The sequence below is a fragment of the Ruminococcus gauvreauii genome, assembly GCF_025151995.1.
Taxonomy (GTDB): domain Bacteria; phylum Bacillota; class Clostridia; order Lachnospirales; family Lachnospiraceae; genus Ruminococcus_G; species Ruminococcus_G gauvreauii.
Window position 1 is genome coordinate 1,654,861 of sequence record NZ_CP102290.1, and the last position, 22,140, is coordinate 1,677,000.

Genomic DNA, 22,140 nt, shown 5'->3' on the forward strand with positions numbered 1-22,140 from the left:
ATTTGCCTTTTTTGTTTTTATCAGCATTTCATCCGGCTGACCAGCTGATCATAATAGTGACTGTCCCTGGAAGCCTTCTCCAAATCTTCATATCGCTTCTCACTGAGCATCTGTTGTAACAAATTCTGGAGTAACTGCCTTTCTTCTTTTCTACCTTCTTCTCTTGCTTCCTCCTGCATTATTTTTAAAGCATAACACATATTGACCCCTCCTTCCTGATTGCGAAATCCCTTATCAACATTTCTCAATTCCCTGATATCGGCATTTACACGAAGTACATCGTAAGCATCCTCACGAAGATCTGAAAAACCTTCCTGATGCGCTGCTACAAAGGATTTCAGTCTTTTTGGATCCTTTGTATTTTGCAGAAACCCAAACACCAGGCCTAAATCCGTCCGAAACCTCTCCAGATTTTTATACCTTGTAACCTCCAGAATATGCAACGGATAATCTGCCACCGCAGTTTTTACTTCTGGAGGATATCCTGAAAAATCCAGCAAATCATGAAGCCTTCTGGCTCCATCCCATCGTTCGCCAAAGTATAACACCAGAGTCATCGTCGGTATCAGGCGATCATTTTTTGAAAATCGAGACAAATACTCCGCACCCTGCAGGTCTTTTTTTCCCGATGCTCTTTTCCTATCTTTCGAAGCTGCCTGCTATATTCAGCGGTATCATACTCCATCACCCTCACTGGCATGGCATAATGAACTTCACTTTGTTCCTCCACCCCCACAACAATAAACCGCATACCACAGGCTACCTTTTGTAAAATATCCCGACTCTTATATGAGGTTTTTATATTCCCATCATGTTTGCCCAAGCTCCGGACCTCTCCGGTCATTTCATTAACATCTTCCGGCCGAATTACTTCACGTCCGCCAAAATAAAAAGCATTGATCAGGTCCGCAAATCTGCTTTTATCTTCTAGATAAATCTTTTCCACAATATCCTTCCTCATGCATCCTCCATAATATCAAATGCACACTTGTACTTTATATTATTATACCAAATCAATTTTGCCGTGGCAATTGAATAAAGCACCCCTGCATTTAATTTTTCAATTTATACTAATTGGAATTTACGGCCGAACGGCCTTGAACGCCAGTTTATACTGGCTGTTGATTTTGTTTTTTACTGTAACATAATTGTTTGCAAAAGTCAAGTTATATGGCTGATAAGAGGACAGAAACGGCGGCCATAGCTATCTCAAAAGCGTGTTGAGCGGCAGGATAGAAAAACTTATCCCGCCGCCCTTTTTAGAATGTTTGCAGGGTGCTGAGTGCCAGTGGCACTCGTTTAGCACTGACCGAAGCGGAGCGGAGATGTGGGAGCACATCGTGCGAAGCAATCCGCGGCATCAGTTGGGGGGTAAAATACCTTTTGACCCCAACTCATTATATTAATCAGAAAACTTCTGCAGTGCAAACCACAGCTTATCATGAAAATCTGTCAGGGCATGGCTGCACTTACCAGATGTCCGACAGGCGCCACGCAGAGAGCACAGAAAAGTATCGCACCGGACAAAACCGCATATTGTACAAACGGCAGCTCACGGCGCTGCTGCACAACATTCAGTACAAATACAATAGCTATCCACAGCATAAACACGCTGGTCAAAATCCGTTTTACGGTAAACCCATATGCAGAAATATACAGCAGCATCTTGCTGGCGGCAGTGAGAATCAGCAGAAGTGTCAGCACAGACATCAGTACATTCAGCCAGCGGAGAACTTTGTTTTCCCTGCGCACCGTTTTGGAAAAAGAATTGGCGCCCAGCAATACCGCGATATTCAGCAATGAGATCTGGCACAGCTCGAAAAATCCCTGCCTGGCATATTGCGCATAAGTAAAATTTTCCGGTCTGAGCCCCGCAAATGCCGAGAACAGATAAGAACTCTGCAGTCCGATAAACACCAGATAAGCCGCACAGACCGCCACAACCGCAGTGCTGACTGCCACATCCGGAACCGCGTGAAGTTTCATAACCACGGCGCTGGCACTGTCCTTATGAAAATGGCTGGTACTCTTCCTGATAATTCCTCCGTAGGCCAGACCGAACAGATACGCCGCCACGGGCACAGACAGCAGGAAGCGAAGAAAATACCCCAGACAGTTTCTCCAGAAATAATCCATACCCTGCCGCACTAAAATCTGAAATCCGGCGTCAGCCCTGCCCAGAAGCGGCAGCGCCACTGCAAGAACCGGCATTGCAATGCCAAGTCCCAGGAGCATGCCCGCCATCCGCCGCCCGGAACGCGTTCTTCGAACGCCTCCGCGCAGCTCCCTCCAGTAACAGCAGATATGCCTGAAAGGCACATCCACAGCCGCATGCCAGACATCAACCAGAATCCACTGTGACGTCTCGTGTTGTTCAATCAGTGCCCCTGATGCCGAAAGCGTCCAGTATGCAGTCGTAACCAGCAGTACAAGTACCTGCAGAACAGGCATAATGCTCCAGAAAGCATATGGGATTGCGATGGCTCCCATCACCGCCAGCCAGAACCAGCTCTCCGCTGCCATTCGTTTATTCTCCTTTCGCAGCCAGAATATGACTACTGCCGCATATGCGGCAGTAATCAGCGGAATATTCCGGCGGAAGTGACTGTCATAGCCGAAGTCCGTAAATACGCAGACAAACCCATATCCCAGCAGCAGGTACATCCACACGAATATCCAATGATTTTTGAGCGTACTTTCACAGGGTAAGCCGCTTTCGCTGCTCACCAGATTTAGATTTTCCATATTTTTTCCTCCTGTGTTAATCTTTCCGATACTCCAGGATATCTCCCGGCTGACACTGAAGAACACTGCACAGTGCCTCCAGTGTAGAAAAACGGACAGCTTTTGCCTTGCCGTTTTTCAGAATTGACAGATTTGCCGGAGTGATCCCCACCTCTTTAGCCAGATCACCGGCGCTGATTTTCCGACGTGCCATCATCACATCGATATTTACAATTATGGACATACTGGCACATCCCTTCTATATGGTATAGTCATTTTCTTCTTTTAACGCCAGGGCCTCAGCGAATACATTCTTGATTACGCGCAGGATCAGACTCATAAAAACCGCCATAACTGCCAGCGCCAGAAACGGCAGATAATAAACGGCGCTGATCAGGCAAATCAGGCCTGCAATCAGGCAGCACCAGGAAAGCCCTCTCAGACACCTGACATTCCCCTGCTGAAACACATCTCCTCTTTTGATATTCGAAAGCAGACGATACAGCAAAATGAGTGCGGCTGTCACCGGGAAGACCGTCGTATAGGTACTGGTAAGAAAATATGGCAGCGTGCCGTCAAGAATTTCTCCCCGTGTTTCTATAAACATCCGGAATACCCAGGGTGCACCCACTGATCCTGCCGCCAGCAATACAGCAAAAATCCATACACATACCTGTGATAATGCGAGACTCTTATCTTTGTTCCAGTTCATGTTTCTACTCCTTTGACAATCATTCATTATCTATGAATCCCCTTGTTCCTGAACTGTATTATACCACCCACTACACTGTTTTTCAATAGTTATTTATTGTTTAACGATAAATATTTTTCGTATTGCGAAAAACTAAGGAGGAGTAAACTCACATGTAAGATGAGATGCCACTTTGTAAGTTGAAATGCCATCTTTGTAATTGACAATTGAATATTTGTAAACGAAAAGCCACTTTTGTACTCGAAATGCATGTTTTGTAGACCAGAAGCCACTTTTGCAACCGAAATGCCATTTGATTTTTTGCTTTTATTGTCGTATGATGATAAAATAAAGTATGCCAAAGGGAGGTCGACTCCCTCTCGATTCTTTTGTAATCGGAGAATCCACCCCTAATTCCTTAGACAGATTAGACGTTGACGGCATGCAAATTTATTATTTTTTGAGAAGGGCTGGTTTTAGCATGATGTCTCCGGCGGCTACCGGAGCACATCCAAGTTTATGCAAAACCTCTTCTCCATGATAAAAGCTGAAGGTTTCGTAGGGACTACGATTATTCAGCTTTTTTCTTTTGTAAGAATTAATGTGATTCATCATCAGGCTGATATCGTCCTGTGTAAGATTTCCAAAGCCTGTTCCTTTGGGAAGGACTCTGCGTATCAGTTCATGATTTACTTCGATTGCACCCTTTTGGTATGGACTTCCTGCATCACAATAAAACACTCTGGTCCTAAGGCTTTTGAATCGTTCATTTCCATACTCAATTGCTTTGGGATTTGAAAATTCGCTTCCGTTGTCGGTCAGAATCACTGGAAACAGCTTTTTGAATATATCCTGCCCAAGGGTTTGGTACAGTACATCATAAATATCAGTTACTGATTTTGAAGTATTCGCATCACGTAGAAAAGTGAGCATGAAGCTGCATTCCACAAAATGGAGTGTAAGAAGGCATTTCCCTCCCTTTTCCCCGATGACAGAATCCATCTGCACAATGTTTATGTCAGGATTCTTTTCAAGGAACTCACAGAAATTCTTATAATTGCGGTCTATACGGCAGCCCTTATCGACCTTGAATTCTGGCTTTTTGTATCGTCCCCGGAACTTTACTTTTCGGGGCAGATCAATGTTCCTGACATCGAAGAGACAAGCATCAATGTAGTTGTAGATTGTCTTTTCACTGCACATCAACTCATCCTGATGATTGATATAGATCTGGTTAACAGACTGCCCCTGTTCCACAAGAGGCGTAATGATTTTATTCAGTCTGCTGACTTCCTCTTCTGAAACACACAGACCACTTCTTGAAGAAGAAATCTTTTCATGTGCACAGAGGTGGGCATGCTCTGCATCATAAATATTTTTTAGAAGTGAACACTTATCAATGCTTTCACAGCCATTACAGACATAGGGCACCCGAAATCTCGCCATGCAGATTTCTTCCAGAAAGTCTGTACAGTTGGAATTGCAGGATTGACAGAGCTTACAGTAGATATTTGATTTCCGTGTACACTCTTTTCCACAGATTTTTTTCTTCCTGCAATCAAATCTATTTTTGCAGGCATTATAAGGGAAACCAGGATAACCAGTAGCAATAAGCGAGCTGTAATTACGTACTTCTCTGGAGATAGTAGTTGGATTTTTGTCCATGCGGCGTGCGATCTCCTTAAATGACAAAGAATCTTTGAGATATTTTTGCAGGCTGAGCCTGTCTTCGTAAGTAAAAAATTTAGGCATCCTATATCCTCCGTTCTGCCGCCAACCCTTTTAGGATATAGGAATAGATTATACTAAGGAATCGGAAAAGACTGGTAATTTCATCAAAACAATGAGGCAATACCCATTTTTTTATAAGCCAGAATGCAACCTACTGGCACATATATTTTATTGAACAAACATAATTCAATTAGGAATCGGAAGGGTTGCATTTCGATTTACAATTGAGGTTAAGGAGGAGTAAAATTAAAGGAAGAACAGATATGCCGCTATCTGTTCTTCCTCGTCTCATTGGGGTTCTCCCCATAAACTTTTTTGTATGTGGCAGAAAAATAACTGTCGTTGTTAAACCCTACATCGCGGGCAATATCAGTGATGGACTGTTCCGTCTCCACGAGGAGCTTCCGCGCCGCTTCCATCCGCAGCTGCAGCAAATATTCCGAAAATTTCTTCCCGGTCTCCTTTTTAAAACGTCTGCTGAAATAATCCTGATTCAGGTGGACAGATTCCGCAACCTCCGTAAGGGTAAGGTTTCGGCTGAAATTCCCCTGCATATACCAGAGTGCATCATTGATGGCCTGAGAATATGCGCCGGCCTGAAGATCGGATGCCTCAATTGCCTGAAATATATCATTTTGCAGTTCTTCAATATTCCCGGACGTTTTGATGTTGCCGAAATCCTGTCTGCTGCCGCTCTGTACCGCATAGTCGCTGAGTACGGAATACAACGTCTGTTTGAGAAGATGGATACTGACATTCGCCTCCACCGCATACGCCAGGATGTCCGGTATCAGCTCAAACAATTTTTTATAGTTCTTTCCCTCGATCAGATGATATGCCCGGTTCGCAAAAGCCTGCATTTCTATCTTCCTGCTCTTCACAGCCCCCTGTGCCGCCTGGCGGCTCGGCGGCAGGTATTTTCCATAAAACTCCATGCTGTAGGATTCGCACGCCTCCATTACCGCCTTCCTGAGCATATTGATACGGTGATAGATGGTGCTTGCTCCTACCGGTCCGTTCACCTCTCTTCTGAATCCGTTTACGATTTTCTGTACTTCCTCATGCAGCTGATTCCCGGACCCGCCCGACAGATTTGCGATCAGTATGATCTCATACTCATGATACGGGAAAATCTCCTGGTTCTCCAGCAGTGCGTGGCGAAAGGATATGATCTTCTGCAGATTCTGATTTGAATTACTGAAAGACAGCGCGATAAACGCTTTGTCTTTGAGGAAAATCTTGTGTTTTTCCAGATCATAGGAATCAAATAGCAGTGTCTCCTCGCCCTCCATCAGCTGTATGAAATAAGAATCGCTCTCCAGATGGTGCAGGGATTCTTCCGCAGCCTTCTTTCTTTTTTCCTGTACCGCCCGGAGCAGATTTTCCATAAAAGGAAGACTGATCTCATCCTTCAGAATATAATTGTCCGCCTGAAGCTTGATTGCTGTCCTTGCAAATTCAAAATCATTGTGACATGTCAGCATGAAGACGGAAACCTCAGGATGCTCTGCCTTGACCTGCTCCAGTAGCTCCAGCCCGGTCATCTTGGGCATGGTGATATCCGCAAATATGAGATCCGGAACCTGATTTTTCATCACTTCCAACGCCTTTTTCGCGGAATTCACACTTCCGATTACTTCATATTCCTTCCCGCACTCTGTTATCATCTGTGTAATATATTTGCGGATGGGCACCTCATCATCTACGATCAGTATCTTCATGTCTGGTTCTCCTCATCGTTAAAGTAGACGGAACGATAACCCGCGAAAACAAGTGTCACTTCCGTTCCGACATTGACCGTACTTTTAATCTCCAGTCTCGCTCTTTCACCATAGATCAGCTGCAGCCTGCTTTTCACATTTTGAAGTCCGACGCCATGATGAGAATTCACATTCCTCTTTCCGGCGAGTACCATCTGTATCTGTTCTTCTGTCATCCCCTCTCCGTTATCATTGATGACAATATAAAGATCTTCTTCCTGTTCATACGCTGTGATTGTGATAATTGCATTGTCTTCTTTCTCGGCAAAACCATGAAATAATGCATTTGCCGCAACAGGCTGCAGGATCATCCTCGGCACCAGCACATGTTTGATCTCCTCCGGCATTTGGATCTGAAGAAGAAACCGTTTGTCGAACCGGTATTCCATGATCGCCATATAGTGCATCACGAGTTCAACCTCTTCATAGACCGGCACAAACTGCTTCTCCACCATCATCGGAATCCTCAGCAGCGCATTGAAATCATCCAGCATGGACATGGCTTTCCTGGATTCCCCCAGAGCGATCAGGCTTTTCAGCGTGAGCAGCGTATTCCTCAGGAAGTGAGGCTCGATCTGTGCCTGCAGAAAATCAAATTCCACCTTTCTCTTCTTGCGTTCATTGATCTTGATGTTCTGAATCAGCTCCTGTATACGTGCCAGCATCTTGTTGAAGCGCTCCGTGATGATGTTGATCTCCGCATAATCTTCCTGAACCGGAATCTCAGTAATATCATTGTTGATATCCGGCTGAAGACTCTTGATATGTCTTGAAAACCTTGTCAGTGAATTCGTGACTTTATTGATCATCACAAAATCCAGGCCAACCATGAAAATGGAGCAGAGCATCACCCCGGCGATGACGATAATGATCGTCCAGGAATAATCTTTCAGCTTGCTGGTCAGATCCAGCTCCTCCACAAATGTCCATCCGCTCTCTTCATTATGGTAATTGGAGAGCAGCACCGGCCTGTTGTTTTTCGTCTTCACCGTATAGGAATTGTACGGCCCGACTTTCTTCTCAAACGTCGGCATATAATAAAAGGAAAATCCAATCAGCCTTGGGTTGGAATGACTGATGACTATACCGCTCTCGTCCAGAATATAGATCACGTTGTTTTCATTCAGCGTGTTTTTATAACTTCTCAGCAGAGTCTTCTGGGACGTACTGATAATGACAATCCCGGCAGCATCGCCATCCTCATCGAATAATGTTCTGCCAAAAGACAGCAGAATCCCTTTCTCCGAGTCCTCCCTGTTAGAAAAATTCATATACCAGCTCTCGGTTCTCGATCCGCTGATCAGATGCGTATACCGGACTGTCTTCTTCAGGGCATCAACGCGGCTCATATCCCCGTCGGATGTATACGTACCCACATCCTTCAGAATAATATCCACCATAGAGTCAACTCCCATATTCGAAAAACACCGCTGTGTCTCCTTCATCACCAGAGCCGCCTGTGCTTCATCAAACTTTTCGATTGAATTCAGGTTGATAAATGACTGAATACCGGAATAGAGATCCGTCATCGTATTTTTTACCGCATTCATGTTCAGCTGATTCAGATCGCTGATCTGCTGCAGGACTTTCACCTGCGTGCGCCCGATCTCATTCTTAAGAAAGTTGTACACTCCTATGGATGTGACAAGCAGCGCAATGATGATCACCAGATAATTCCCCAGCAATATCCTGGGAAGCAGCAGCTCCTTCAGGCTTCGCATCCGTTTCTTCTTCACGTCTTTGTCCGTCACCCCTCTTCTCTGTCAGTATCTTCCGTCATCCCCGCATCCGCCGGTTTCGCACAATCTGCAGAACATCCCTCAGCTGCTTTTCCCGTTCAGAAAAGAAGCGGTATATCGCTTTGCAGTAATAATTTTTCTGTATGCCCGGCACCTCCGTCGGCATCCGGTCTCTCCTGCAGCCGTTTCTGCACAGACTGCCGTAACGGCATGTTCTGCACTCCTCCGGTACCGGAAGCGACTCCGTGATAAACTTCTGTGCTTTCGGGCTGTCCACAATCTCCTGAAACGTCTGCTCACCCACGTTCCCCAGTTTCCACTCATCATACACGTAGAAGTCACACGGATAGATGCCTCCGTCGCCCTCCACGACGAACTGGATGCTGCAGCAGCCGTTCATATTGCACGCTTCCGGCTTTTCTCCCATCATGAGGTGAACCCAGTTATCGATATGCCGGATACTGATATAATTCCCCTGCTGAAAGTCCGCGTACCACAGATCAAAGATATTGATCAAAAAGTCGCCGTATTCCTGTACAGACAGGTGGTAGCTCTCCGTCCCGCGCTCTTCCTCCAGGGGCTCCAGGCACGGGATAAACTGCAGATAGCGGAAGTTCTGTTTAGAAAAAAAGCGGTACATCCGGCGGATTGACATCGCGTTTTGCCCGGTAACCACACTCAGGACATTGTACTCAACCTCAAAACAGTTAAACAGTTCCACCGTCTGCATGACTCTTGCAAAAGTGCCCTCTCCCCTGGTGTCCACCCGGTTGCGGTCATGGACATTTGCCGGTCCATCCAGTGAAAGCCCCACGAGGAAATGGTGTCTGTGAAAAAATGCTGCCCACTTTTCATCGATCAGAAATCCGTTCGTCTGAATCGCATTATGAATATGCAGGTCTTTTTTTCCAGACTCCTTCAGATACTGTTCCTGATACCGGATAACTCTTTCGAAAAATTCAAGACCGGCAAGCGTCGGTTCCCCGCCCTGGAAAGCAAAACTCACCACATGGTCTGCATACTCGATTCCGCTTCGGATCAGCTCCCTCAGCGTCTCATCCTTCATGACTCCCATGTCGGCAACACAGCGCTGGCTGGCAATTGCGTAATAAAAACAATATTTACATCGCATATTACATTTTGATGAGGCCGGTTTGATTAAAATATTAATTGGCGGCATATGCTTACTCCTTTGTTAAAAGAAAGACGATAAAGTTGTTGTAAAATATTGGTATTTTACAACAACTCATCTTTATTTATATGTATTTAATGATATTATATATATTTATCAGTATAATTACAACCATTAATCCCAAAAACAATCGGTCTACATATCTCTCTTCAATTTTCTTGTTGGCCCTGGAACCGGCAAGCCCACCCAGCACACCGCAGATTACCATGAGGGCGATCATCAGAAATGTAAATTCTGGAACCTGGCGGGTCACAAGACTGCTGATCAGACTCGCCGTCTGCGAGAACATGATGATATACAGGGAATAAGCCGCCGCCTGCTTCGTCCCCATGGAAAAGAAATAAAAAAGTATCACCAGATTGATGGGTCCTCCTCCGATTCCCAAAAATGCCGACATCATGCCGAGAATGCAGCCGATAATCACGCAGGCCGCATTTCCGGTTACATGCAGCGTGTTGATTCTTTTTTTATAAATTGTATATATCAGCGTCCCGATAGTCACCGCGAGCAGCACCCCCGCCTGGACGGCGCCCACCCTCTGACTGTCCGGAAGCCCGCTTAAGATCCTCTGATAAAGACTTTTGCCAAGAAGTCCTCCGGCTACGGCTCCGACGGCCAGCATCGTCGCAATGCGCTTATCAAACGCAGGGCGGGCACTGTCCCTGAGGTTCTTTGTCACCGAGATTACAGACATAGACAGCACCGTACAGCCCGACAAAAAGCTGATTGTATTCACAGGAATAATGCCTGTGGCATCCAGCACCGGTTTGATGATGACACCGCCGCCAATTCCGCAGATTGATCCCACAACGGATGAAAAAAAGCTGACCAATACGATAATGATATATTCCATGCCTGTTATCTCCCTTTAAAGTCCAAGTCGTTCAAACTGTTCCTTGGGCGCATCATGCAGCCGCATACATTCTTTCAGCTTTACCGCCATGTCCGCCTCCAGTGCGGCATCGCAGACCGGATGCTCCTGTTCATAGTCATTCTCCAGATCAAACAGCAGCGTCTCCTCGTTGAATACGGACCGCTGTGAAAATTCCTGGGACGGATTATGAAAATGAATGATATCCGCCGGGAAACGGTACACCGGATAATCAGTCCAGGAAAGATATCGTCCCATGCTGATCTTGTCATAATCGGACACATCCACCGCATCATTCGCACCCATGTACTGCCTGAGAAGGCTGGGCACCGCCGTATACACAAACAGCGGACGGTTAGAGGCATCGGCCGCCGCACGGAAGTAAGTATATCTGCCGTCCGTATATGCCACCTGCTTTCCAAAGTAGCCATAGACGGCGCCCTCCCGCACCCTGTCAGCATTTCCCTTCAGAAGATCGATGAGGCTATGCCCGTGGAGCGGATACTGCAGCACCTCTTCACTGACGCCGAAATACTCCATCAGCGTCGGCATCACATCAATGTTCTGAGTCACTGCGCTGCACCGGCCCGGCTTCACCTCCGGGTGGCAGACGATCAGCGGGATATGAAACACCTCGTTGTACGGTGCCATATAATTTTTTGCCATCAATCCGTGTTCTCCGATATGGTAGCCATGATCGGTTGTAAATATGACCATGGTATCCTTCCACATATCGTATTTGTCCATCACATCCAGAATTTCTCCGATATGCCGGTCCGTCATGGTGAGAAGCGCCTTATAACGGTTGCGCAGATGCCTGGTTTCCGCCTCGGTAAAGATATTCGGCTGATAGTCCGGGTGCGTATAGTCCGGTCCGTCGTAGTCATCCCCGGTCTCATACAGGTCCAGATAATGTTTCGGCGCATCATACGGATCATGCGGGTCAAATGCCTCCGCCCACAGAAAGAAATTGTCGGCATCATGATTTTCCTCGAGCCACTGGGCCGCGTTGTAAAGCGTCTTCACACTGGGGTAGTCATACTCTGTCTTAAATCTTCTCTTGTTCGCCTCTTCCCCCTCAAAATATTCCCCTTTCCATCCCTCGGGACGGCGTTCCTTACGGATCCCCGTCTTATCGGGCTGTATGCACCAGGGATCCGCCTCCTGACCCCGGTAGACATCCCAGGCGGTAAAGTCCTTGGTGTAGTTCTCGCCTCCCGGAATCAGGTAGTGGGCGTGATCGGCAAACATCATGCTGTGTACGTTCTTTTCCTGCAGTACCTTCTGGAGTGTCTGGTCATAGGGCTCCATTGCTCCCCATGGCTTTTCCAGAAAATTAAGCCTTCCCGTCATCAGGTCTTTTCTGGCTGGCATGCAGGGAGCGCTTCCGCACCAGTGGCTGTCGAAGACCACTCCCCTTTTTACCAGCCGGTTCAGGTTCGGCGTAAAAGCCGGGTCTGTTTTACTGTAAAAATCAAGTGTCCGCCGGTTTACGGTGTCACACAAGATCATGATCGCTTTCATGGCATTCCCTCCTGTTGATTTCAGGTGTATATCGTTCAAACCGTTCAATGTTTCGTATCACTGCGCGGCGCATACAGTTACGCACCTCTTCATAGTCCGGATCGTCGATCAGATTGCAGTTCTCATCTGGGTCGCTGAACAGATCATAGAGAAATTCTTCCGTATAATGGTCCGAACGGCTGTCCCGCACCCCGTTCAGGCTGGGATCTGACACGGAATATTTATACCTTCCGTCACAGACCGCCCTTCCCACCTGGGATTCACTGATCTGGATGAATACTTCATCACGCCATTCCTCCACCTCTTCACCCCGCAGGAACGGCACAATTGATCTTCCATGGTAATGCTTTGGAACCTCCACTCCCGCAAGATCCAGAATCGTGGCGGGCAGGTCCAGCAGGCTGAACAGGTGCTCCCACTCTTTTACGCCTCTTTGAACACCTGGTCCGTGGATGACAAAGGGTATTCTCGTACACGCCTCATGGCAGGAACGTTTATATTCTCCGTTTCTCGTACGGAAATGGCTTCCATGATCCGATGTGAAGATAATAATGGTATTCTCGTACAGCCGGTTCTCCTTCAGGTTTTCCATTACGCGCCCCAGATTTTCATCGATCCTTTTAATAATTCCGTAGTAATCCGGAAGGTTTTCCTCCCAGTCTCCCTGTCCCCTGCGGCAGCTTAAGTCACCCGGCACCCAGGCGTCCCGATAGCGGTCTGCATACCCGTCCGGCGCCACATAGCGGTGCATACAGTTCTGATGATGCGGTTCGATCAGGGACATCATCATAAAAAACGGTTTCTCCTGTTTCTGATCGTCTAAAAACTGGAGCAGGAGATCCGTCAGGAAATCCGGGCGGTATCTGTGTTCGTATCCGATACGTTCGTTATTCTCATCGTACAGCTGCCCTTCATACGGAAGGGATGCGTACTCCAGCACGTCGACCGCCTTCCAGCAGTCCTTGTACCCCAGCCTCAGCTCCTTTGGCACCGGTCCGTCCATAGTCAGTGACCAGTGATTCTTTCCGATATATCCGGTCTGATACCCTGCGCGGTTCAGATACTGGGCAAGGCTCGTCATCTTTTCCGGTTTCACCTGACAGCAATTATGGTGAAAATCCATAGCCGTCGGATACATGCCGCTCTGTATGGCAACCCTTGCCGGACCGCAGACAGGCTGGCAGGTATACGTCTTCTCAAACACCATGCCGTCCGCAGCCAGACTGTCCAGATTAGGCGTCAGATTCAGATTCGGATTGTAGCAGCCGCAGGTGTCCCACCGCTGCTGATCCGTAAAAAACAACAGGATATTCGGCCTTTTGCTCATTTTTCTTTTCCTTTCTTATGTATGATTCCGGGTCCATACGGCGCAAATCTGAGAAAAATGTACGGACAGGTGCATACATCCTGATGCTGACTTGCAAACTCCCACATTTTTGTACACATCTCTTTGACAATCCGTGCATTTTGCGGTTCAGAGATGACGTTTTTCATCTCCAGCGGATCTTCTGTGAGATCATACAGTTCATCATAGTCAAAGCCGTTAAACACATATTTCCATCGATCGTTCCATACGGCACGCTGTACCCCGTACATCTCATTTCCATTCGTCTGGGTAAACATCTCTGTCCGCCAGTCATCCGGATTTTGACTGCCCGTGAGAAACGGTTCAAGCGACCGTCCGGTGAATGAAAGATTACAGTCGGCTCCGCAAAGCTGAAGAATCGTGGGCATCATATCAGCCAGTGATACCAGCGGGGTTTTAATCCCGGTCTCCGTCACACCTGCGCCGCCTATCATGGCGCAGATGTTATAAGCTTCCCGAAAACAGGGAAGGCCCTTCGCCCATAAGCCGTGAGCTCCCATATAGTCTCCGTGATCCGACAGATACAGAATCACCGTATTCTCCCGCAGTCCCTTTTCCTCCACGGCATCCAGGACTTTTCCGAACAGATAGTCCTCATAGGAGCAAAATGCATAATACCGGCGCAGGTTTTCTTTCTGTTCATCCGAGGTCAGTGAAAATAATTCTCTGGAACGCCGGTATATCGCCGGCTTGTCCAGCATATCATCAGAAAATGACGGCGGCAGCTCTATGTCCTGCGGATCGTACAGATCCAGAAATTCCTGCGGAGGTGTGTAGGGATCATGGGGCCCCACCGTTCCGATGTACAGAAAGAACGGCTCATCCCCCTCATACGTTTTCAGTTCCTGCACCGCGAGTTCCACCGTGTCGGTGTCTCCAAAAGGATTCTCATCCACTCCGTACGTATGGTATGTCGGATACCCCGGCCGAATGATCCTTCCCGGCTCCCACGTCTCGTCACATCCGTCAATCTGATCGGGGTCTCCATATTCTGCTGTCCACTCCGTATACCTTGGAACGTGGTCCCTGGATCCCCTTCCGTAGTTTGATATATATTCCGTCAGTACCTTATCGAACCCCCGGTTCTCGGGTCCATCGTACGAACAGACATGCCATTTCCCTGAGAAAATGGTGCGGTATCCATTCTCTCTCAATACCTCCGGCAATACTCTCACTCCGTCATACAGTCCCCGTGAAATTGCCATGCTGGTCTCGACGTTGTTCCATACCCCGTGTTCAGCGGGATAGAGGCCGGTAAAGAAAGTGGCCCTGCTCGGACAGCAGTGAGGCGCCGGGCAGTATGCCTGCGGAAACTGGACAGACCACTTGCGGAAACGGTCGATATTCGGTGTCTTCACCGGATGGTCAGAAAGCAGGGTATCCCCTGCCTGCTGGTCTGTCATAAACACGATTACATTTTTCTTCTCTGCGTGTTTCATAGGCTAGTTCCTGTTCGGGTATTGTTTCACCCAGTCAAATACCTGTCTGATCGTCTCCGGACTGCATCCCGGCGGCATCACGCCCGCTGATGTGAGTACGATGCCCCTGTGATGTGGAAGCCTGGATAACTGTTCTTCTATGTACGCGATGATCTTATCCGGATCATCCATCACCCACTGTCCGGCACCGCATCCTCCGATCAAACATTTCCCCGGGCATTCGGCGCGTCCCTCGATGAGAGTCGCAGCCCCGAACGGCGGCGGCGTAAATGCCTCCTGAGCCTGGTTCGGCAGCTGATTCAGATCAGAGAGCAGCAGCTTCAGATGTCCGCACATATGGTAAGCCACCAGCTTGTCCGCATCCTGCATCATCTTCGTGTACTTCTCCAGATACGGCACGCAGTATTTCCGGAACTGTGTCGGCGACAGCGTCGTCGTCGACGTATTCTCCTCTATGTACAGAATGTCCGCCGGGCTGTGCTCCACCTCATTTTGCACACGTTTCTGACACCAACGATCCTCGGCCTCAAAAAGCGCCTCGATCTCATCCTCATAATCCGCCAGCAGGATATGTCCCTCGGCGATCCCCGCCAGATATTCGAGATAGTACATAAAGGGGGTCTCCACAACAACCTCCGAAACCACGGCATCCTGCCCGCATTCGGCGTATCTGGCTTTTGCAATGTCGTTTGCATCTTTGTCAAAGACAAACTCACTGCTGTTGTACCATTCCGTCATAATCTTAATGTCTTCCAGCGTCTTGATGCACATGTCCGTCGGATGCATGGACTCCGTCTCCGGATCAATCTTCCTTCTGTTCACACATGTCCCGTACTTTGTGATGTACTTTATGGTGATATCACCGTTTTCATTTGATTTTTCCATGCCCGCGCCGTTCTTAAACTCGATTCTCCCTGACGGAAGAATCCATTCATGTCGGTCACTGCCGACATACTGCTGCAGCTTTAAAATCGACATGTTTTTAAACGGTTCCCGCTGATATTTCGGATAAGACGAGCCAAGCTTTGCCCATACCGGAATTCTGTCCACCGGCCGCATCGTCATAGCTGCCAGCCAGCGATCCTTTGCTGTCATCATCTCTTTCATGTCTGTCACAATCCCTTCTTAAATTCCCAGCCGTTCGAACTGTTCCGGCGGAGTATCTATTTTTTTCATCTCATCTTTTAAAATATTGCAGAACGTCCGCTCCAGACCCGCATCACAGATCGGATGCTCCTGAGCATAATCCTTCTGTATGTCAAACAGCATGCTCTCCCCACAGTACGGGAAACGGTCGTTAAATCCCTGCGTCGTATCACACCTCACATCCCTTGTCGAGAACTTCAGCATCGGATAGTCCGTCCAGGGAAGTCTCACACATTCGATATTCCGGAAGGTCTCTTTTTGCATCATATCCAGCCCAATCGATTCTCCGAGTATATACGGCATCGTGGTATAGATGTATAATGGCTGATTTTCCTTATGTACGGGCGCACGCATGTATACGTAATGTCCGTCTGTCATGTTGACGTTTTTCCCAAACTGTCCGAACAGTGCATAGTCCCTGTTCTTTTCCCTGCTGCCATCGATCAGCGGCATCACGCTCTTTCCGTGGAGCTCATTTGCCGTTTCCCCGACCGGGATTCCAAAGATATCCAGCATCGTCGGAAGCAGATCAATGTTCTGGGTAACCGCTCCAATCCGCCCCGGGGTGTGATCCGGATGGCAGACGATCATCGGGATATGCATCAGTTCGTTATAGTCCGGCATATAGTTCTTTGCAAAGTACCCGTGTTCCCCCAGCAGATAACCGTGATCCGTCGTAAAAATCACCGCGGTGTCCTTCCACATGTCATATCTGTCCATCACATCCAGGATCTTTCCGATATAATAATCGGACATGGTCAGCAGCGCCTGATAACGGTATTTGATCTGTGTGATCTGTTCATCCGTATACCCATCCGTCACATCATACGGCGGCCAGAAAAAGTTCTCGTCGAAGTCACAGCATTCCCTGTACTTGTCCAGAAATTCATCCGGTACATCAAACGGCTCATGCGGATCAAATCCCTCCGCCCAGAGCAGGAACTGGTCTGCATCCCGGGATTCCTCAAGCCACGCAGCCGCACGGTCAAACGTGCGCGCCGTTGAGTAATTTTCTTTTTTTCCTCCGTACCTGGTCTTTGTCGCCTGATATGAACGGGAATAAATTCCCAGACAATCTTCCTTCGGACTGTCTGCGCAGCTGATATCCGGTATCCCCGCCCGGCATGGTCTCAGGTTGATCGCGTCATGCTCGGTACCGCGGTTCAGGTGCCAGGAGGTGAACTGATTCATATAATCCTCCCCGCCCATCTCCGCATAATGGAAGTGATCGGTCTCCATATGGCTGAAAATGTTGTGATGCCGCAGAATGCGCGGCAGTGTATCGTCACAGGGCTGTATCCCGCCCCACGGGCACTCCAGAAAACTCAGGCGCCCCGTGAACATATCTCTTCGCGCCGGCATGCAGGGAGAGCTTCCCACCCAGTGATTATCGAATACTACCCCGCGCTCTGCCAGACGGTCGATATTTGGAGTGATTGCCGGTTCTTCTGAGCCATAACATTTTAAAAATCTTCGGTTGACGCTGTCCAGCATCAGTACAATCGCACGCATTTTATCACCACCATTTAATCATATCTGTCACATGGTTACGCAGCTCTACGAATTCCGGCGCTGTGACATCCCTCGGATGCGGCATCGTGTCCGGAATGACCGTCTTCACCTTCGTCGGCTTATTTGTCAGCACCATGATGTTCTGACCAAGGTAGACGGCCTCCTCAATATTGTGGGTGATAAACAGAACTGTCGTTCCAAGCCTCTCCCACAGTCTGATCAGTTCATCCTCCAGCTTAAACCGCAGCTCGATATCCAGCTGGCCGTACGGCTCATCCATCAAAAGCAGCTCCGGTTTCGTCGCAAACGCGCGGGCGATACTGACACGCTGCAGCATGCTTGCAGACAGCTGATGCGGATACTGCTTCCGGAATTTGGTAAGCCCTACGATGTCCAGCATCTCCTCCACATTCTCCTGCGCCTCCTGCTTCGGCACGCCTTTGATGTCCAGCCCAAAACGGATATTGTCCTCAACGGAAAGCCACGGCATCGCCGAATACTCCTGAAAAATATAGGAGATATTGTGTTTCTTGGGATCTACTGATTCCCCGTTTACGAGGATTTCCCCGGCAGTCAGATCATAGAGCTTTGTCAGACTGTTTAAGAACGTCGTCTTTCCGCAGCCGGTAGGACCTACGATGCAGAGGAACTCTCCCTTCTCAACATTAAAAGAAATATCATCCAGCACGAGGAGGTCGCCGAACTTCTTCGTCAGGTTTTTAACCTCCACCCTGGCTCCTGTTTCCTGTGTTTTTTTAGCTTCCATTATTTCCCTCCAGTCCTACAGTGTATGATCTACAATTTCACTGATCTCTTTTCTGAGACTCAAAAACGCAGGATCCGTGTAATCACGGGGTCTCGGCAGATCAATCTTATATTCCGCTTTCACTTTCGTCGGACAGTTTGTCAGCACCAGTATGCGGTCCGCCAGATACAGCGCCTCCTCAATATTATTGGTGACAAAGATGACCGTGCGCTTTTCCTGTTCCCAGATCTTCATCAGGTCTTCCTGCATCAGATAACGTGTCTGTGCGTCGAGGTGGCCGAACGGTTCATCCATCAGCATCACGACCGGCTCATTGCAGTAGGCGCGTGCGATGCCGACACGCTGCTTCATGCCGCCTGAGATCTTCACCGGAAAATGATTCTCAAAACCCTGCAGTCCGACCAGGTCGATATAATGCTGCGCCTTCTCTCTGCGCTCTTTTTTGCCGACTCCGCGGACCTTCGGACCATATTCTACATTTCCCATCACTGTCAGCCACGGAAACAGGCACGTCGTCTGAAATACCATGCCGCGCTCCGCGCCGGGTTCCTTAACCTCTTTGCCGTCGACAATGATGCTTCCTTTTGTCGGAAGGTCAAAACCTGCTATCATATTTAATATAGAAGTTTTTCCACACTGCCCCGGGCCGAACAGCACCAGAAATTCGTTTTCTTTCACCGTAAAATTAAGATTCTCGGCAACCCGGAACATACCTTCATCGGCTCTCGGAAATTCTTCCATGACATCCTGACATACGATGAAGTCTTCTTTCATCTTCCCTGTTTGTTCCATGCGCATAATTTACTCTCCAATCCTCTCATAATCATTACAAGCAACATACCGACAACTGCGATACACACGATACCGGTCACGATCTGTACCATATTACTGCTCTGCTGTCCGGTGATAATGATCCAGCCCACACCCATATTGGACTGTACCATCTCGGCGGCGACGATACTCGCCCAGCTGTTTCCAAGCGCCACCTGAAGACCGGAAAATATGTAGGGAACGACGGAAGGAATAATGATCGTCGTAAACAGCTGATTGTCTTTTGCCCCCAGCATCTTGGCTGCACGGATCAGCATCGGATCCACGGATTTTACACCGGAATACACACTGATCGTGATGACAAAGAAGGATGCGAGGAAGATCAGAAAGTACTTTGACATCTCTGAAAAACCATACCACAGGATGGAGATCGGAATCCATGCAATCGGCGGGATCGGACGAAGGAATTCGATCACCGGTTTAAAGATGGATTCCACCACCGGGTACCATCCCATCGTAACGCCAAGGACAATACCGCCGGCCGCCGCGACGACAAACGCAACCATTACACGGCGGATCGAAACCAGAATGTGACCGACCAGTGTCACTTTTCCCAGCGGATTGACAAATTTATCACCAATGTTTGCCAGCACTGTGATCGGGTCGGGGAATATCTCTCCGAACGCCGTAAGTTTCGTAACCAGGTACCAGATGACCAGGAAAATAAATACGGCAAGTGTACCGTATACAATTTTATCTCTTCGCTCCTGAGCGGGTGTCTTTGTCTGCATTACCACTTACCCCCTTTCATTACCTTTTTCTCGATCAGAGAAATCGGAAGCATCAGCAGCGAACCAACGATACCGATGACAAACATACCGACGATGATGATATCCGGGCGGAGAATCCCGCGCGCCTGCTGAATCATGTAGCCGACACCTTTATTGGATGCCAGAAGTTCTGCCGCTACGATCGTCGTCCATGCACCTCCCAGTGAAAGCTTTAACCCGTTGATGATCATCGGGAACGCCGAAGGAATGGCAATCCTGCGAAGCAGCTGCCAGTTGGATGCGCCAAAGGTAGCACCTACCCAAAGATGAACCTGTTTCGTCTGCTTGATCCCTGAATATGCATTGATAACATTTGCTACGACCGCCCCGATAAAGATAACGACGGCTTTTGATGTAAAACCAATGCCTAAGAATACAACCATGACAGGAACCCAGGCAATACCGGGTACCGTACGAATCATGTCAAATACCGGGCGGACCATCAGGTCTGCTTTTTCATACCACGCCATTACGATACCAAGCGGTACTCCGATCACGACGCCCAGCAGGTATCCTGATAATACGATTTTCAGACTGGATACGAGATGTGCAAGCAGCGTTGCACCGTCCGGATTCGGGTCCGTCAGTTTTTTGATAAATGTCTGTACGATCTTGATCGGACTCGGCAGCGTATTCGGCGTAAAAATTCCCAGTCCGTCTGTGACGAGCCACCATATAAACAGAATGAAGGCAATCGTCGCCACACTCAATATCCATAAATATTTACTCTTCTTTCTTTTCACGGCAAATATCCTCTCTTTTTGTTTTTTTAGACAAAACAACAGGGCAACCATTCACAAGTAATTAATGAAGTTACCCTGTTGCTTTTTGTCAGCCGGTTCTTATACTTTTATGTGCCCTGCCAGTCGAACTAATCCAGCGTGGCTACTTTTACATCCAGATCCAGCGCTTTATTCAGGAAACTAGGATCGATGTTCTTCAGGTTGTCCAGATTTGCCTCCTCGATTACTCCGATCTCAGCGAAGAATTTTGCGGCAGAGATAGTACTGGTACCGAGCACGTAATCATCTTTCTCCATGGTCTCTTTTGTAAACAGCGGACGCGCTTCAATTTCAGCCGCAACAGTTTCTTCCGTATATTCCCGTCCGTTCTCAAGTACGTAATCCAGGTATCCTTTGTGGAAGGTATCCATATCATTCATCAGCTCATCTGCAGTCTCGTAGAAGACTTTCAGGAACAAGGTCACATCATCTGCACGTTCCTGGCTCACGTCTCTTCTTGACACGATACCGGAGCAGTACGGACTTCCTGTAGCTGCCGCATAGTCACAGATCTTTACCATGCCGGCTTTCTCGAGTTCATCAATGTAATTCAGTCCGTCGACAGAAATAATATCACCTTCCCCGGCGATAAAAGCCTGATTTGCTGTGGAATAATCCATGTTCAGGAATTCATAGTCTTTTCCTGCTGTCAGCCCGAATTTGTTCATATACGCATAGGCCTGCTGCTGTGTCAGCGTACTGGTAGCTCCAAGACAGGTTACACCTTCCAGTGTCTCTTTGCTTCCCTTCATACCGTCTATCTCAGACGCTTTTGCAATATCGCTGTCAGGTCTCGCATAGATTGCACCTGTTCCGGCAGCTTCCGATTCAGCGATCAGATCACAGACGCCGCCGCAGACCGTATAGATCGTTGCCAGGCCGTTGACTCCGATATCCAGCTGCTGTGCTGCCAGGCCCTCGTTCATGGATGAACCGTTGTCAAACACGATGTATTCCACATCCAGTCCGGCATCCTTAAAGTAACCTTTTTCACTTGCGTAGATGACCGGATAGCAGAAACTGCACGGCTGTACGCCAACCACGAGAGTTTCTCCGCTTCCCTTCAGCTCGCCGGAATCCACCGTGTCCTGATCCGCCTTTTCGGTATCAGCAGCGTCTTTTGAGGCATCACTGCTCTCCTCCGTGTTCTGCTTTGGCTCTTCCTTCTCTTCCGAAGCTTTTGATCCGCAGCCTGCAAGTGCTGCTGCAGCCATGATTGCAGCGAGTGCAATCCCTGTCATTTTTTTCCATGTTTTTCTTTTCATATACAGCTCCCTTTCTTTTTAGTATTTCCGT

At 48.2% G+C, this 22,140-nt stretch carries 20 protein-coding genes; all 20 read right to left on the reverse strand.

Annotated features, from left to right (window positions below; all coding sequences use genetic code 11):
• Nucleotides 1–20: 20 nt before the first annotated feature.
• Nucleotides 21–596, reverse strand: a complete 576-nt coding sequence (locus tag NQ502_RS08020) for a hypothetical protein (protein ID WP_148511976.1) — start codon at nucleotides 594–596, stop codon at nucleotides 21–23.
• Nucleotides 566–946 (reverse strand): hypothetical protein, encoded by a 381-nt coding sequence (locus NQ502_RS08025; protein ID WP_148511977.1) that lies wholly within the window; start codon nucleotides 944–946, stop codon nucleotides 566–568. The genes NQ502_RS08020 and NQ502_RS08025 overlap by 31 nt, the downstream gene beginning before the upstream one ends.
• Before the next feature lie 506 nt (nucleotides 947–1,452).
• The gene (locus NQ502_RS08030) at nucleotides 1,453–2,745 is read right to left on the reverse strand and encodes a DUF4153 domain-containing protein (RefSeq protein ID WP_028530049.1); all 1,293 of its coding nucleotides are present in this window, start codon (nucleotides 2,743–2,745) and stop codon (nucleotides 1,453–1,455) included.
• A 16-nt stretch (nucleotides 2,746–2,761) separates the two neighbouring features.
• Complete coding sequence (locus NQ502_RS08035) at nucleotides 2,762–2,968, reverse strand: helix-turn-helix domain-containing protein (RefSeq protein ID WP_028530050.1); 207 nt, start codon at nucleotides 2,966–2,968, stop codon at nucleotides 2,762–2,764.
• Nucleotides 2,969–2,983: 15 nt separating this feature from the next.
• The gene (locus NQ502_RS08040) at nucleotides 2,984–3,436 is read right to left on the reverse strand and encodes a DUF2975 domain-containing protein (protein ID WP_028530051.1); all 453 of its coding nucleotides are present in this window, start codon (nucleotides 3,434–3,436) and stop codon (nucleotides 2,984–2,986) included.
• Nucleotides 3,437–3,868: 432 nt separating this feature from the next.
• Entirely contained in the window at nucleotides 3,869–5,167 is a 1,299-nt protein-coding gene (locus NQ502_RS08045) for an IS30 family transposase (protein WP_028530052.1), read from the reverse strand.
• Between the two features lie 248 nt (nucleotides 5,168–5,415).
• On the reverse strand, nucleotides 5,416–6,867 hold the full coding sequence (locus NQ502_RS08050) for a response regulator transcription factor (RefSeq protein ID WP_028530053.1): 1,452 nt from the start codon (nucleotides 6,865–6,867) through the stop codon (nucleotides 5,416–5,418).
• Entirely contained in the window at nucleotides 6,864–8,657 is a 1,794-nt protein-coding gene (locus NQ502_RS08055) for a sensor histidine kinase (RefSeq protein ID WP_028530054.1), read from the reverse strand. Before NQ502_RS08055 ends, NQ502_RS08050 begins: the two co-directional genes overlap by 4 nt.
• Nucleotides 8,658–8,682: 25 nt before the next feature.
• The gene (locus NQ502_RS08060; RefSeq protein ID WP_028530055.1) at nucleotides 8,683–9,825 is read right to left on the reverse strand and encodes an anaerobic sulfatase maturase; all 1,143 of its coding nucleotides are present in this window, start codon (nucleotides 9,823–9,825) and stop codon (nucleotides 8,683–8,685) included.
• A gap of 76 nt (nucleotides 9,826–9,901) precedes the next feature.
• On the reverse strand, nucleotides 9,902–10,690 hold the full coding sequence (locus NQ502_RS08065) for a sulfite exporter TauE/SafE family protein (protein WP_028530056.1): 789 nt from the start codon (nucleotides 10,688–10,690) through the stop codon (nucleotides 9,902–9,904).
• 15 nt (nucleotides 10,691–10,705) lie between these two features.
• On the reverse strand, nucleotides 10,706–12,232 hold the full coding sequence (locus NQ502_RS08070) for a sulfatase (RefSeq protein WP_028530057.1): 1,527 nt from the start codon (nucleotides 12,230–12,232) through the stop codon (nucleotides 10,706–10,708).
• The gene (locus NQ502_RS08075; RefSeq protein WP_049898449.1) at nucleotides 12,207–13,559 is read right to left on the reverse strand and encodes a sulfatase-like hydrolase/transferase; all 1,353 of its coding nucleotides are present in this window, start codon (nucleotides 13,557–13,559) and stop codon (nucleotides 12,207–12,209) included. Before NQ502_RS08075 ends, NQ502_RS08070 begins: the two co-directional genes overlap by 26 nt.
• On the reverse strand, nucleotides 13,556–15,037 hold the full coding sequence (locus tag NQ502_RS08080; protein WP_028530058.1) for a sulfatase-like hydrolase/transferase: 1,482 nt from the start codon (nucleotides 15,035–15,037) through the stop codon (nucleotides 13,556–13,558). Before NQ502_RS08080 ends, NQ502_RS08075 begins: the two co-directional genes overlap by 4 nt.
• Before the next feature lie 3 nt (nucleotides 15,038–15,040).
• Nucleotides 15,041–16,144, reverse strand: coding sequence for a uroporphyrinogen decarboxylase family protein (locus NQ502_RS08085; RefSeq protein ID WP_028530059.1), 1,104 nt, complete (start codon nucleotides 16,142–16,144; stop codon nucleotides 15,041–15,043).
• 18 nt (nucleotides 16,145–16,162) lie between these two features.
• Entirely contained in the window at nucleotides 16,163–17,695 is a 1,533-nt protein-coding gene (locus NQ502_RS08090; protein WP_028530060.1) for a sulfatase, read from the reverse strand.
• A 4-nt stretch (nucleotides 17,696–17,699) separates the two neighbouring features.
• Nucleotides 17,700–18,461 carry an ABC transporter ATP-binding protein gene (locus NQ502_RS08095; RefSeq protein ID WP_028530061.1) on the reverse strand — a complete coding sequence of 254 codons (762 nt, stop codon included), beginning with the start codon at nucleotides 18,459–18,461 and terminating at the stop codon, nucleotides 17,700–17,702.
• A gap of 15 nt (nucleotides 18,462–18,476) precedes the next feature.
• Nucleotides 18,477–19,259, reverse strand: a complete 783-nt coding sequence (locus NQ502_RS08100) for an ABC transporter ATP-binding protein (RefSeq protein ID WP_407691153.1) — start codon at nucleotides 19,257–19,259, stop codon at nucleotides 18,477–18,479.
• Complete coding sequence (locus NQ502_RS08105; protein ID WP_028530063.1) at nucleotides 19,232–20,023, reverse strand: ABC transporter permease; 792 nt, start codon at nucleotides 20,021–20,023, stop codon at nucleotides 19,232–19,234. Before NQ502_RS08105 ends, NQ502_RS08100 begins: the two co-directional genes overlap by 28 nt.
• Complete coding sequence (locus NQ502_RS08110) at nucleotides 20,023–20,805, reverse strand: ABC transporter permease (protein ID WP_028530064.1); 783 nt, start codon at nucleotides 20,803–20,805, stop codon at nucleotides 20,023–20,025. Before NQ502_RS08110 ends, NQ502_RS08105 begins: the two co-directional genes overlap by 1 nt.
• A 128-nt stretch (nucleotides 20,806–20,933) precedes the next feature.
• Entirely contained in the window at nucleotides 20,934–22,109 is a 1,176-nt protein-coding gene (locus NQ502_RS08115; RefSeq protein WP_028530065.1) for an ABC transporter substrate-binding protein, read from the reverse strand.
• Nucleotides 22,110–22,140: the final 31 nt, after the last annotated feature.